Annotated in this window: 8 protein-coding genes; all 8 read left to right on the plus strand. The window is 35.9% G+C overall.

The window, feature by feature from the left end; translation table 11 throughout:
- Window positions 1-40: 40 nt before the first annotated feature.
- The 8 genes from DMB68_RS22145 (at window position 41) to DMB68_RS22180 (ending at window position 14,879) form a co-directional block, all read left to right on the plus strand.
- Window positions 41-3,631, plus strand: coding sequence for a SusC/RagA family TonB-linked outer membrane protein (locus DMB68_RS22145; protein WP_110348807.1), 3,591 nt, complete (start codon window positions 41-43; stop codon window positions 3,629-3,631).
- A gap of 17 nt (window positions 3,632-3,648) precedes the next feature.
- Complete coding sequence (locus DMB68_RS22150; protein WP_110348808.1) at window positions 3,649-5,055, plus strand: RagB/SusD family nutrient uptake outer membrane protein; 1,407 nt, start codon at window positions 3,649-3,651, stop codon at window positions 5,053-5,055.
- Window positions 5,056-5,131: 76 nt separating this feature from the next.
- The gene (locus tag DMB68_RS22155) at window positions 5,132-6,331 is read left to right on the plus strand and encodes a TlpA disulfide reductase family protein (protein WP_110348809.1); all 1,200 of its coding nucleotides are present in this window, start codon (window positions 5,132-5,134) and stop codon (window positions 6,329-6,331) included.
- Between the two features lie 30 nt (window positions 6,332-6,361).
- Window positions 6,362-7,495, plus strand: a complete 1,134-nt coding sequence (locus DMB68_RS22160; protein ID WP_110348810.1) for a TlpA disulfide reductase family protein — start codon at window positions 6,362-6,364, stop codon at window positions 7,493-7,495.
- Window positions 7,496-7,585: 90 nt separating this feature from the next.
- A complete protein-coding gene (locus tag DMB68_RS22165) occupies window positions 7,586-10,375 on the plus strand; it encodes a M16 family metallopeptidase (RefSeq protein WP_110348811.1) in 2,790 nt (929 codons plus the stop codon).
- Between the two features lie 111 nt (window positions 10,376-10,486).
- Window positions 10,487-12,502, plus strand: a complete 2,016-nt coding sequence (locus DMB68_RS22170) for a protein-disulfide reductase DsbD family protein (protein ID WP_110348812.1) — start codon at window positions 10,487-10,489, stop codon at window positions 12,500-12,502.
- A gap of 23 nt (window positions 12,503-12,525) precedes the next feature.
- Entirely contained in the window at window positions 12,526-14,025 is a 1,500-nt protein-coding gene (locus DMB68_RS22175; protein ID WP_110348813.1) for an aminotransferase class V-fold PLP-dependent enzyme, read from the plus strand.
- Window positions 14,026-14,237: 212 nt separating this feature from the next.
- Window positions 14,238-14,879, plus strand: a complete 642-nt coding sequence (locus DMB68_RS22180; RefSeq protein WP_110348814.1) for an NrtR DNA-binding winged helix domain-containing protein — start codon at window positions 14,238-14,240, stop codon at window positions 14,877-14,879.
- Window positions 14,880-14,912: the final 33 nt, after the last annotated feature.

A 14,912-nucleotide genomic window follows, 5' to 3' on the forward strand; every position in this document is an offset into this window, starting at 1 on the left:
CAGTAATTAACCAATCACACTAAAAAAACATTTTAAAAGTATGAAAAAACTATTGAACAAAATTAGGTTCGACAAGCCTTTTTTGAAATTTGATTTGAAGATGAAATTGACGACATTATTACTATTAACCACTTTGTCTGTTATGCAGGCGGGTGTTACTTATTCTCAAAAGGCAAGACTTTCTTTCAGCGCCAGCAACATGACAGTTGGAAAAGCGATTGAAAAACTTGAATATACAAGTGATTACCGATTTGTATATAATGTGAGATCGGTAGATTTAGATCGTAAAATAGATGTTAATTTAACCAATGCTTCTATAGAAACTATTCTGAATACTATTTTTAAAGATTCAGGTACCGATTTTAAAGTGAGCGGTTCACACATTGTTTTAACACCTAAAAAAGCACCTGTCGATAAACCTGCACCTGTCAAAGAAGTACAGGATTTTATAGTAAAAGGAAGGGTAACAGATGAAAAAGGAATGCCTTTAGTAGGTGCGGCGATTTCTGACAATGGATCAGGAAGAGGTGTTCAGACTGATTTTAATGGTGACTATCAGATTATTACAGTGGGCGGTGAAACTACATTGGCTTTTGCTTACTTAGGATACATCAGACAGGAAATAAAAGTTGAGGGAAGAAGTGTAATCAATGTTGTACTTAAAGAAGATACAGTTGAATTAGGCGAAGTGGTATTAACTACTGGTTATCAAAATATTTCGGCAGAACAGGCAACAGGATCGTTCTCCAGTTTAAAAGCAAAAGATTTCCAGGAACAGCGATTGAGCAGTTTAGACAAAATATTAGAAGGGCGTATTGTTGGGTATCAGGACGGAAAAATTCGTGGAACGACTACTATGACAGGAACAACAACTCCCTTATATGTTATTGACGGATTTCCTGTTGAGAATACAAAATTAACTCCGTATTCTGCTCTTGATGAAAATGTGCCTAATCTGAATTTAGAAGATATTGAAACCATTACTATTTTAAAAGATGCAGCAGCTTCCTCTATTTACGGAGCACGTGCGGCCAATGGAGTTGTGGTAATTACAACTAAAAAGGCAAAAGCAGGGAAAACAAATATTTCGTTTTCAAGTAACTTAACCTTTACACCTTACAGAAACTATACAGGAAACCTAACTGATTCTGCCGATATTATTGGTTTAGAAAGAGGCTGGGCTGCAGGAAATCCTAATTTACAAGGAGCTAATGCCAGCACTTATGCAAAATCTTTATTAAATAATGCTGTATTTACAAGTTTAGGAATGCAGTCTATTTTAAATGGTTATGCCGGAAATATTTCTCAGACAGAAGCAAATAACCGTTTAAATTCATTAGCTGGGCAAGGTTATAAATACTTTGATGATATTGCCAGATATGCAAAACGTGACCAGTACTTTATGCAGCACAACGTTAGCTTAGGTAAAGCTACTGAAAACAATACTTTTAATGCCTCTTTGACCTATAGAAACAATGAACTTGAAGATAAATATTCTGAAAATCAATCTGTTGGTGTTAACTTAAAAAATACGACCCAGATTAACAACTGGCTTTCTTTGGATTTAGGAACTTATATTAACTACGGTAAAGGAGATACGCAGTATTATAAAGCTAATAATCCATCTCCTACTTCAGATAATCCGGGTTTTAAATATCAGCCATACAACCAATTGGTTAATAACGACGGAACTAATTTTGTTTCTACTGCAGCATCCCGTTATAATGCTTTTACGCTTCAGTCTTTACAAAATTATGGACTTTACAACATGGACATTACCCCAATGGACGAGTTTGGAAGAAACCTGATTAAAAGCAAAAATTTCTTAAACAGAACGTTTGCTAAATTTAACGCCAAGATCAGTCATGCATTCAATTACAACGTAATGTTCCAGTACGAATATGGTGCAGATCGTACAAGTCAGTTATTTGAAAAAGAATCTTATTATGTTAGAAGCAAAGTAAACGGTATGGTCACTGTTGTAAATAACAAACCGGTTTATAATCTGCCTTATGGAGACATTATAAAAGAAGCAAATCAATACAATAACGCTTACAATTTCCGTCAGCAGTTAAATTTCAATCAGACTTTTGCTGAGAAGCATGATTTTTCTGCCATTGCAGGTATGGAAATTCGTCATACAAAACTAGAGTATACAGATAACACCCGTTATGGCTATGATGACCAGACTTTAGGTTTTGCTCCGGTAAATCAGGCTGATTTGCTTAAAGTGTACGGAAGTGTGTTTGGCGGATCGATGACGCAAAATGATTTCTCATTAGAAAGAGAATTAATAAACCGTTATGTTTCGGTATATGGAACAGGAGGTTATACATATGACGGAAAGTATTCTGCAACAGGAAGTGTACGCTGGGACCGTTCGAACCTTTGGGGAACAGACAATAAATATCAAAATAAACCAACGTGGTCAACTGGTGTTGCATGGAATATCAATAAAGAATCATTTTTTAAAGTTTCGTGGGTAGATGCGCTTAAAGTTCGTGCTTCTTATGGTATTGGAGGAAATATTGCTAAAAATTCAGCACCATATTTAACAGCGTATTACAATTCTAATTCAAATGTTGGAGGAAATCAGGGAACTGTTAGTTCGAGACCAAATCCTGAATTATCCTGGGAAAAAACAACCACTACGAATATCGGTTTAGACTTTGCATTATTCAAAAACAGATTAAGCGGAACTGTAGATTTATACAATAAAAAAGGAGAAGATTTATTAGCAAGCAGCCAGGGAATTCCAACAGAAGGATGGGGGTATTCTACTTACAATACAAATAATGGAGAAATGACCAATAAAGGTATCGAAGTTAGTTTAAGCGGTACTATCGTAAAAACGCCTTCATTCTCATGGGATGCAACTGCTTTATATGCGTATAACAAAAATAATGTGGATAACGTGAAAGTTGAAGCTCCTGTTTATTTCTTGCAATTAGATTATCCTCAGGCTTTCCCAAGAGTAGGAACCAGTTTTAATTCTATTTATGGTTACAAATGGGCTGGCTTAAGCAACACAGGAGTTCCTCAGGTTTATGATGCTTCAGGAACTGCAGTAAAATATAATCCGGGTCAAATTGATGCTATTAAGGATTTTGGTTCAACAGTTCCTACACACAGCGGATCTTTCCATACATCTGCTAGTTATAAAAACTTCTCACTTTCTGCGCTTTTCATTTATGAATTGGGGCATAAAGTAAGAAATACATTCCTGCCAATGTTAACCAATAATTACAATGGTGCTGCAGGCGGATACGTAACAGATATTACAGTGGTTAATAATAATATTGCAAACCGTTGGATGCAGCCGGGTGACGAAGCATTTACAGATATTCCAAGAGCCGTATACGAGTACGAAGCAGATTTCAATTCAGATTCCCGTTCTATTTATTCCTATGCGGACATCAACATCTTGGACGCTTCAAATGTAAGATTAAGCAACATTTCATTGAGTTATCAATTGCCAAAAGATCTTATTCAGAGAGTAAAATTACAAAATGTACGTCTCAATCTGAATGCAGAAAATGTTTACACATGGGCTAAAAGCAGAGATGCTAAATACATGTTAGGCGGTTTCCAGTCTCCAAGTTTTGTTTTGGGTGTAAATGTTAATTTCTAATTTATAAAGACTAAATGATGAAAAATATATATAAAAATGTAGTGTGCTTCTTAGCTTTAGGATTGACTTTTGCATCCTGCGAAAACTATCTGGATGACGCTCCAAAAGGATCTAAAGTACCTACAACATTAGCAGACTATGAAGCTTTTCTTCGTGACGAATATACCAATCACAGAGTAAATATAGCAGGAGCTTCACAATTAATGAATGACCAGTATGCAACGCTTGCTACTTTATCAAGTGACAGATTAATCAATGCCAATTATATGTGGGATCAAAATGCCGACCGAATTGCATTGAAAGTATCAGATGAAACGACTTATTATGCAAGTTATCAGGGAATTTCGACTTTCAATTTAATTATTGAAAATGCTCTTTCTACAACAGAGGCTACTGAAGAACAAAAAAGAATAGTCTGGGCAGAGGCAAAAGTATTGCGTGCCATGAACTACTTTAATCTGGTTAATTTTTATGCAGATACTTATGTGGCTTCAACAGCTGCTACAAAATTATCAGTTCCTTTGATTACTAGTGCCAATATTAATGCACCTAGTAAACAGGTAACTATTCAGGAATTATACGATTTTATTATAAATGATGTTAAGGAAGCTCTGCCTTACCTTCCAAAAGTTTCTCAGACTGTTTTACATCCAAATTTGGGTGCCGGTTATGCTTTTTATGCCAGGGTTTATCTTCAAATGAACAATTATACAGAAGCTTTGAAATATGCAGATTTGGCATTGGCAGAAAACAATAAACTGTATGACTGGATTGCGTTTTACAATGCTAATAAAACATTAATTGAAACTCCTGCTAATTATACCACATTTACATCTCCAATGGGATATAATTATGTAGAAAATTACAACTATCGTCATGGCGCTTTCAATAGTTTAACAACAGAAAACAGTATTCCTGTAGAACGTGCACAGCGTTTTGAAGCAGGAGACGCGCGTTTCTTGTCACGTTGGAAAACCTACACTGTTGGTGCCGAAACTTATTATAGAAGAACCTTATCCGGAGCTTTTAATTTTGGCGGAATGACAACTGTAGAAATCTATTTAATTAAAGCAGAATGTCTGGCACGTGCCAATCAAATCAGTGATGCATTAGATGTCTTAAATACAGTTCGTAAAACCCGTATTCTTCCTGTTTCTTATCAGGATATTTCGACTACAGACAAAACAACTGCTTTAAAGGCTATTTACAGAACAAAAAATAATGAACTTACCAATACGTTGATTCCTTTTGCAGATGCACGTCGTTTAAATGCCGAAGGTGTTTATCCGGTAAGTTTCTCAAAAGTGGCAAACGGAATAACTTATACATTACCATCTAGTTCTCATATGTGGACAATGCCTTTCCCACAAGGAGCTGTAAAAAATCCGGGTAACGGAACAATAACGCAGAATGTAGCAAAATAATAAAGGCCCCAAAGCTTCCTGAGTAGGTCTTCCGAAAGGGGAGCTTCTTATAAAATATCAAAAATATCAATCAAAAATGAATACAATTAAATTTAAAATTTTAGGATTGAGTATCTGTCTGTTTATGATTACGAACATTCAGGCTCAAAAGAAAAAAGCAGCCACTCCGGCAGCAACTTCTTATACGATTGAAGGAAATATTATAGGCCTTGAAGATGGAACAGCAGTAAAACTAGTTCCGGGAGCAACCCATTCTTCTGAATTACCAGTTGCAGAAACAACACTTAAAGAAGGTAAATTTACTTTTACAGGAAAATTAAATGAGCCTCGTTTTTTCTACGTTGTACTGGGCAAAAACAAAGCATATATTCCGGTTTTGGTTGAAAATGCCAAAATCAAAGTAACCGCTGATGCTGAAGTTTCAAAAAAGGAAGATGAAAGAATCAACTTAAAAAATGAAGTGGTTTCTGGTTCAAAATCACACGATTATTACAAAAAGGAAACAGCTTTCAGAAAAGATTTAGAGAAAGATTATGAAGAGTATCATAAAGGTACTGAAGCGATTTCAGACGCTTATGGTAAAGCAAGAGTTGCCGGAAATAAAAAGGCAATGGATTCTATTGGGAACACTCCGGAATGGAAAGCTTTTGAAGCCAAAGAAAAAGCTTTTTTTAACAAAGTAGCTTCCAGTTCAAAAAATCTTATTTTAAAACATAAAGAAACCTGGTGGGGACCTTTTTTTATGCTGATGCAATACAGCTATTTTACACCTGAACAAAAACCTGAATTTGAACAATTTTCAGAGGCTGCCAAAAAAAGTTACTATGGGCAGGTAGTTGATAAAGATTTAAATCCGAAATCATTAATCGGAACCAGTGTGGCCAATTTCAAACTAAATGATAAAGACGGGAAACCACTTAGCGTAAAAGAAATAGTTGCAGGAAAAAAATATATTTTAATTGATTTTTGGGCTTCATGGTGTGCACCATGCCGAAAAGAAATCCCAAATTTGAAAACGGCATACGCCAATTATGCTGAAAAAGGATTTGAAGTTTTAAGCATTTCTATCGATAAAGATGAAAAAGCATGGCAGAAAGCATTGGCACAAGAAAATATGCAATGGCCAAATTTACACGATGACGATAAAGTGAGCAAAGCATTTAATGTAAAAACAATTCCGGCAACTTATTTAGTAGACAGCAAAGGTGTTATTATCAGCGATAATTTAAGAGGAGCAGCATTGGAAGAAAAATTAAAAGAATTATTGAAATCATAATCTGGTTTTAACAAATAAAAAAATATCAACATGAAAAATACAATCTTAAAATCAGGTTTGGCAGCTTTAGCGCTGATGACCGCAATTACTTCCTGTTCAAAAAAAGAGGAAGGCTTTACAATTAACGGAAATATTCCGGGACAAAAAGACGGAATCGTTTATTTAGAATTACAGGATGGTGATCAAACCATTGTTAAGGATTCTGTTAAAATCGTTGACGGTAAATTTAGCTTTACAGGAAAAGTCGAAGAGCCTTTACGATACAGTATAAAACTAAAAGGTCAGGAATACGGAAAAGTTTTTGTTTTATCTAACGAAACTATCGGATTTACAGCGCATAAGGATTCAGTTTATATGGCGAAATTATCGGGAGCAACGCAGGATTCTATTTATGGTTCGTATTACAAAAATGAATTTAAAAAGATCCAGAATGTTGCGGGACCAATTTATAAATTATCAGATTCTTTAAGTCAAAACGGAAAAGCAAAACTTACCACTGAACAGCAGGCGATGATGGACAAAAAATGGAAGGATTTGCAGACTTTAGCAGATGATTTGACTTTTAAATTTATCAAATCACACAAAGATCAGCTTGCAGGTGCATTGGTCTTGGATGACCGTTTGGTGACTTACGGAACTCCGGAGCAGGTAAAAGAATATTTTGCTGTTTTAAGTCCGGAAATCCAAACATCATATTTTGGTAAAAAGATAAAAGAAGGAATTGAATTGAATAATAAAACGGCCGTTGGAGTTGCAGCACCACAATTTTCTCAAACCGATGTGAACGGAAAAGTGGTAAAATTATCTGATTATAAAGGAAAATATGTATTAGTTGATTTTTGGGCAAGCTGGTGCGGTCCATGCCGAAAAGAAAATCCAAATGTGGTTTTGGCTTATAAAACTTACCATGACAAAGGATTTGATGTGTTAGGCGTTTCATTGGATGATAAAAAGAACCTTTGGGAAAAAGCAATCGCAAAAGACGGTTTAACCTGGACTCACGTTTCAGATTTAAAAGGCTGGAAAAATGAAGCTGCTGTTTTGTACGGTGTAAAATTAGTACCAACGAATTATCTTGTTGGTCCTGACGGAAAAATTGTAGCTAAAAATCTTAGAGAAGCTGAACTTCAATCAAAACTGAAAGAAATTTTCAGTAAATCATAAAACTGCTGAACACATAGAAACATACGGTCTTTTTTCATGTTTCTATGTGTTTAAATGACCATTTATATTCTTTTCTAAAATATCAAACAAATGAAAAAATACATCTTTCTGGGCTATTGCTCACTGGCTTTCTGTACAATTGTTTCTGCACAGAGTAAATCGGATAATTTTAAGAAAATTAAAGCGTTAGGCGGAATCGAAGAATATTTGTACCAGCCAAACGGAATGAATGTTTTGCTTCTGCAGGACAACGCTTCTCCGGTTGCAACCGTGCAAATTGTGTATCGTGTTGGCTCGAAACATGAAGTGTTGGGAAACACAGGATCAACGCATCTTTTAGAGCATTTAATGTTTAAAGGTACGCCAACTTTTAATAAAAAAAGCGGTACTACAATTACAGATGTACTTCAAAATACAGGAGCTCAGTTAAATGCTACAACCTGGTATGACAGAACCAATTATTTTGAAACGCTTCCAAGTGACAAAATTGGACTGGCTTTGCAGATTGAAGCCGACAGAATGCGTAATTCTTTATTGACCAAGGAAGATAAAGAAGCAGAAATGACCGTTGTCCGCAACGAATTTGAACGTGGCGAAAACGACCCGAACAGCTTACTGGATAAAGAAATCTGGGCTTCAGCTTATATAGCACATCCGTATCATCATTCAACAATCGGATGGAAATCGGATATTGAAAAAGCGCCAATTGAGGTTTTACGCAATTTCTACAATACCTATTACTGGCCGGATAATGCAACTTTAACGATTATCGGTGATTTTAAAAAAGAAAATGTATTTGAATTAATCGAGAAATATTTCGGTGGAATCACAAAAGCGCCTCATACACTTCCACAGCCTTATACCGAAGAGCCTGAGCAGTATGGCGCCCGTAAAATTGTGGTTAGAAAACCGGGTGAATTAGGTGTTGTAAATAAAGCGTATAAAATTCCAGGTGCTCTGCATGAAGATTTACCGGCTTTGAATATTTTAGGCGAAATCATCGGATCAGGGCCTTCAGCAATTTTGAACAAAACTTTTGTGGATACCCGTATGGGAATCTATGCATATGCGAGTGCGACAAATTTTAAAGAAGTTGGTCTTTTTACCATTGGGGTTGGTTTTCCAACAACATCAAAACATGAAGATATCGACGCTAAAATAAGTGAAGTAATAGCCAAAATTCAGAAAGATGGTGTAACGCAGGATGAGGTAAACCGAGTGGTTGCCAAAATTAGTGCACAGACTATTTTAGCCCGTGATGGTTCAGGTGTTATTGCTTCAGAATTAAACGAAGCTATCGCGTCAGGCGACTGGACGGACTTTGTAACAGGAGTTGACCGATTGAAAAAAGTAACACCTGCTGATGTTTTACGTGTAGCGCAGAAATATTTGGTTGAAGATCAAAGTACAACAGGATATTTTATTCCTAAACAATCCGGTACTCAAAATCAGGATGCGGCTCAGGCGAATAATTTCATGCCTGAAAATGGTCCTTTTTACTACAGACATCCGGAAGACGGACATTCACATGAAGAAAATTCTTCTGAAATTTCAATACAAAACAATAATACAGCAGAAATTGCTTTAGATAATAGTGTAATTGAAAAAACAGCTTCGGCTTTCAAAAGAGAAAAAGTAGCCGGAATTGATGTGGTTTCAGTAAAAACATCTGCAAAAGATTTTGTGACTGTTGCAGCCAGTATTTCATTAGGAAATTTTATTAATGAAACTAAAAATCCGATGGTTTCGTCTTTAACAGCTTCGATGCTTTCAAAAGGAACTACGCTAAATGATAAATTTAAATTCTCTGAAAAACTTCAAAAATTAGGGGTGAACTTAAATGTAAGCGCTTCTACAACCAAAATAAATATCGGTTTTAAATGTCTTAAAAAAGATTTAGATCAGGTAGTTGCTTTATTGGCAGAAGAAATTCGTAATCCTTTATTTGACCAAAAAGAATTTGAAAACCTGAAACAGCAGTTTACAGGAAACATGCAGCAAAATTTGAATGATCCGGGCGAAAGAGGCGATATTGCGTTGTCTCAGGCAATTTATCCAAAAGGGAATCCAAATTACAGCCTAAGTGTTGAAGATAATCTGAACAATATAAAAAATGCATCCCTTGATGAGGTTAAGGCGTTTCATAAAAAATATTTCGGTCCTGCATCGATGCATTTGGTGATCGTGGGAGATACAGATGGAGCGAACCTGAATGCTTCTTTGAAAAAATCATTTAAGAGCTGGAATGGCGGTGTTTCTGAAACCTTAAAATTTGAAGATGCCGTAAAAGCAGCTTCAAAAACAGAAGTAGTTACAATTCCTGAAAAACCAAGTGCCGAATTGTACATCGGGCAATACACAGGTTTAAAAAGAGCAGATGCAGATTATCTTCCGTTTTACATTGGAAATTATACTTTAGGTGCCGGTTTTGCAGGTCGTTTAATGCAGACTGTTCGTGATAATGACGGTTTAACATATAGTATTTCATCTGGTTTAGGTGGAAATATCCAAACCGGCGGTTACTGGCTGGTAAATGCTTCTTTCAATCCGTCTTTGTTCCAAAAAGGACTGGATGCTACTAAAGTTCAGATTGATAAATGGGCAAAAGACGGTATAACAGCGGCTGAACTTGAGAATAAGAAAACCAATTTGATCGGAAGTTTTAAAGTAGGAATGTCCACTACAAACGGAATGGCAAGAACGATTTTAAGCTTTGTAGAAAGAGGTTTAGAACCAAATTACATCGACCAATATCCAAAAGATATTGAAAAAGTGACTTTACAGCAGGTTAACGATGCCATTAAAAAATACATTCAGTTAGACAAAATGATCATCATTAAATCAGGTTCGCTGGACAAAGATGGAAATCCTTTAAAATAAACTATTCAGTCTTTCATTTTTACAAAATCATGGTTAGTTAATTATTTTGTTGAAAGGCCTAAAGAGCTGTTTTCGGACAGCTCTTTTTTTAAAATATCAAATCAAAATCCAATGAAAAATAGTATAATAACCTTCATGCTGCTGCTGAGTGCGGGCATGTTTGGGCAGATGTACAATCCAGTAAAATGGAAAACTTCTGCAAAACAGATTTCAGAAAAAGAATATCTTTTAAAAGTTGAGGCCGAAATTCAGTCCGGCTGGCACTTGTACGGGCAATATATTGAAGAAGGAGGTCCGTCAAGAACCGCTTTTACTTTTAAAAATCCGAATAAAAATTTCGAATTAATCGGTAAAACAACCGAAGAAAAAGGGCATGAAGTTCAGGATAAAATTTTCGATATGAAAATTAAATATTTTGAAGGGAAGGCGCTTTTTACCCAAAAAATCAAAGTTATTTCAGGTTCCCTAACAGCTGTAAATGCTGAGGTAGAATTTATGGTTTGTGATGACAGCAATTGTTTGCCGCCATCTTCGGAAGAATTGGTTTTTAAAATTCCTGCTTCAAAACAGGCTGTTGCCGAAGAAACTGCTACTGCAAAAATTGATACAGCTGCGATTAAGAATGATACATCAGCAGTAAATGAAACTCCGATTGTTAATGAAGAAGATGCTCAAAAACCATTAGTATTTCTAGGTTCAAAAACATCCTCAAAAGGATTATGGAGCATTTTTATTATTTCTTTTCTTTCAGGTTTTGCGGCTTTATTGACACCTTGTGTTTTCCCGATGATTCCGATGACGGTGAGTTATTTTACAAAACAGAGTAAAACCAAAACGGCAGGGATTAGAAATGCCCTGATTTACGGGTTCTCTATCGTAATTATTTATGTTTTATTGGGTTCAATCGTAACCGCGGTTTTTGGTGCCGATTCGCTGAATGCGCTTTCAACAAATGTTTGGTTCAATCTTATCTTCTTTATTTTATTGGTTGTTTTTGCCTGTTCGTTTTTAGGAGCTTTCGAAATCATGCTGCCCAATGCACTGGCGAACAAAGTCGATTCACAGGCAGACAGGGGAGGACTGATCGGGATTTTCTTTATGGCTTTGGCTTTGGCGATTGTATCATTTTCGTGTACAGGACCAATCGTAGGAACGTTGTTGGTTGAAGCTGCTTCAAAAGGAGGAATTGCTCCAATTGTTGGAATGTTAGGATTCTCGATTGCGATTGCTTTGCCGTTTTCATTATTCGCTGCTTTTCCGGGCTGGCTGAATGCTTTGCCAAAATCTGGCGGGTGGCTCAATACTGTAAAAGTGGTTTTAGGATTTTTAGAACTGGCTCTGGCTTTCAAATTTTTATCCAATGCCGACTTGGTTTTACAATTGCACTGGCTGGAAAGAGAAGTTTTTCTTGCGATCTGGATTGCCGTTTTTGGTGTTTTGGCATTTTATTTATTTGGAAAAATTACGTTGCCGCACGACTCTCCGTTAAATCATATTTCGGTAGGAAGATTGAGTCTTGGGCTGATTGTTTTAAGTTTTACGATTTATCTGATTCCGGGACTTTGGGGAGCACCTCTGAAAATGATCAGCGGATTTCCTCCACCAATGCAATACAGCGAATCACCGGACGGATTTGGTGCTAAAAGTTCAGCTATAGTTAAATCAGACTTACCTGAAGGAGCAGAATTTGGTCCGCAGAATATTATCACTTTTCATGATTATGATAAAGGAATGGAATTTGCCAAAAAAGCCGGAAAACCTGTATTACTTGATTTTACAGGATATGCCTGCGTAAACTGCCGAAAAATGGAAGAATTGGTTTGGTCTGATTCTAAAGTTTTAGGTGTTTTAAATAATGATGTGGTTTTGATTTCACTATATGTCGACGATAAAAAAGAACTGCCTGAAATCGAGCAGTATGTTTCTGAAACTACCGGAAAAAAAATCAAAACGATTGGGAATAAATGGAGCGATCTTCAAATTAAAACGTATAAAGCCAATGCACAGCCATTTTATGTAATTGTAGATCATAAAAGTACAAATCTGACAGAACCTTCTGCTTACAATCCGGATATTACAGCCTATTACAACTGGCTTCAAAACGGAATTAAAAATTTTAAAAAATAAGCTGTTTTAAAAGAAATAAAGTAATGAATACTATTCTGAACAAAATTGAGACCACGCAATTAGAACAACATTTTTCAAAGTTTAGAGGTAATATAATTGGCGTGAATCATACTTTCGAATCGGTTTACGGAACGCAAAAATTACGCTACGCCGACTGGATTGCCAGCGGAAGACTGTATATTCCGATTGAAGACATTATGCTCAATAAAATAGGTCCGATGATTGCCAATACACATTCTTTTTCGAGTGAAACAGGCAAAGCATCAACTTATGCATACCAGCATGCCAGACATTTGATCAAAAAACATGTTAATGCCAATGAAGGAGATGTTTTGGTAACAACCGGAACCGGAATGACAGCCGCTTTGAATAAACTGCAGCGTATTATGGGACTACGTTCTGCTGATAATATTTACAATGTGAAACTGAATTTTGATGCAGAAAGACCAGTGGTTTTTATCACGCACATGGAGCATCATTCGAATCAGGTTCCGTGGTACGAAACAATCGCAGATGTGGTGGTTTTGCCTGCAGGCGAAAATAATTTGGTTGACCCGAAAATACTTTCAGCAGAACTTAAAAAATACGAAAGCAGAACTTTAAAAATAGGTTCTTTTACGGCCTGTTCCAACGTTACAGGAATTATTACTCCGTATCATGAACTGGCAAAAATCATGCATCAGCACGGAGGTTTATGTTTTGTCGATTTTGCAGCTTCGGCACCTTATGTCAAAATTGATATGCATCCTAAAAATCCGGAAGAACGTTTAGACGCGATTTTCTTTTCTCCACACAAATTTTTAGGCGGCCCGGGCACTTGCGGGGTTTTGGTCTTTAATCAAAAAATATATAAAGCTGATTTTCCTGATAATCCCGGCGGAGGAAATGTAAAATATACCAATCCGTGGGGTGGCTATGAATACAGTGATGCGATAGAAGTAAAAGAAGATGGCGGAACTCCGGGTTTTCTACAGGTGATGCGGACTGCCTTATGTCTCGAACTGAAAGAGCAAATGGGAGTAGAAAATATTCAAAACAGGGAGAAAGAGTTATTGGCTCTTTGTTTTTCGGAACTTCAAAAAGTAGAAGGCTTATCTATTCTGGGCGATTTGAAAAGTGAGCGAATTGGCTGTGTTTCTTTTACTATAGAAAACATTCGCTACAATTTAATCGTCAGGCTTTTAAATGACCGTTTCGGAATCCAGGTTCGCGGAGGCTGGTCCTGTGCGAGTACGTATGCACATTATTTGTTTGACTTTGACGAGGAAAAGTCCAAAATGATGACCAATGAACTTCAGCAGAAAAACCTGAGCAATAAACCAGGTTGGGTACGTCTGTCATTACATCCTACCATGACTGATGAAGAACTATTATTTATTTGTGATGCCATACAAAAAGTAGTTCTTAATTATAAAAAATGGCAAAAGGCGTATCAGTATAATTCTTCTAATAATGAATTTGAAAGTGTTATTGATAAAGAGACGATTGCCGAAGATGTAAAAAAATGGTTTTGTTTATACTAAAGTATTTATTTCTATACTATAAATAAAGGCACTTCTTTTTGGAGTGCTTTTTTTTTGCAAAAATTCAGATCTGATTTTAAACTTTCTTAAGAGTGGTAAGAATGACAGGACAGGACAGGACGGTTTTGTTTCCTTAATAAAATATGTTTGTAAGAGGATAGTGAACTTTAGTTAGAATATTATCTATTTTATTAACACAAAGGCGATTAGTTATGAATGAGGTCACGATTGATTGTGTAGTTTTCGGTTATGATAACGGAAGCTTAAAAGTACTCTTGTCAAGAGAAAATAAAGGTGTAGGGACAAAATGGGGTCTTATATCCGGAATTGTGAAGAATGTGAAGAAAGCAGATGAGGCTGTGATGAATCTATTGAATGAATTTGGCAATTTTGAAAAAGCATCCTTAAAACTGCTAACCGGAGTCGGTGCAAATTCTCAAACGTTACGATATTATACTGTCATTAATATCGAAGATTACAGAATAAAATTTGGGGCAGTTGATGCCTACCAAAGATGGTTTAAAACGGCAGAGATACCTGACTTAATTCATGATCATAATTTAATATTAGATTATAGTTTGTATCAGTTGGAAACATATGTGCGTGAGTCACCTGTTGGTTTTAATCTTCTGCCGGAGAAATTTACAATATCAGAATTAATGAATCTTTACAAAGGAATTTTGGGAATAGAAACTGATAAAGAGAGTTTTAGCAGGAAATTTTTGAAGAAAAAAGTATTAGTTCCTTTGAAAGAGAAAAAAGAAAACATTTCTAATGAGTCAGATAAACTGTATAAATTTAATACGTCTTTTTTCGACAAAAATGCTACAAGAGATTTTGTTTTGGATTTTTAAATAAGCAAAAATTAAACAGAAGTTTCTGTTTGA

Origin of the sequence: Flavobacterium hydrophilum, assembly GCF_003202405.1 — a bacterium.
GTDB lineage: Bacteria > Bacteroidota > Bacteroidia > Flavobacteriales > Flavobacteriaceae > Flavobacterium > Flavobacterium hydrophilum.

What these genes read in the sequence shown, in the direction of transcription:
- DMB68_RS22170 (WP_110348812.1), top strand. Translation starts at nt 10,487, where the DNA reads ATGAAAAATAGTATAATAACCTTCATGCTGCTGCTGAGTGCGGGCATG.
- DMB68_RS22175 (WP_110348813.1), top strand. Translation starts at nt 12,526, where the DNA reads ATGAATACTATTCTGAACAAAATTGAGACCACGCAATTAGAACAACAT.
- DMB68_RS22155 (WP_110348809.1), top strand. Translation starts at nt 5,132, where the DNA reads ATGAATACAATTAAATTTAAAATTTTAGGATTGAGTATCTGTCTGTTT.
- DMB68_RS22180 (WP_110348814.1), top strand. Translation starts at nt 14,238, where the DNA reads ATGAATGAGGTCACGATTGATTGTGTAGTTTTCGGTTATGATAACGGA.
- DMB68_RS22165 (WP_110348811.1), top strand. Translation starts at nt 7,586, where the DNA reads ATGAAAAAATACATCTTTCTGGGCTATTGCTCACTGGCTTTCTGTACA.
- DMB68_RS22145 (WP_110348807.1), top strand. Translation starts at nt 41, where the DNA reads ATGAAAAAACTATTGAACAAAATTAGGTTCGACAAGCCTTTTTTGAAA.
- DMB68_RS22160 (WP_110348810.1), top strand. Translation starts at nt 6,362, where the DNA reads ATGAAAAATACAATCTTAAAATCAGGTTTGGCAGCTTTAGCGCTGATG.
- DMB68_RS22150 (WP_110348808.1), top strand. Translation starts at nt 3,649, where the DNA reads ATGAAAAATATATATAAAAATGTAGTGTGCTTCTTAGCTTTAGGATTG.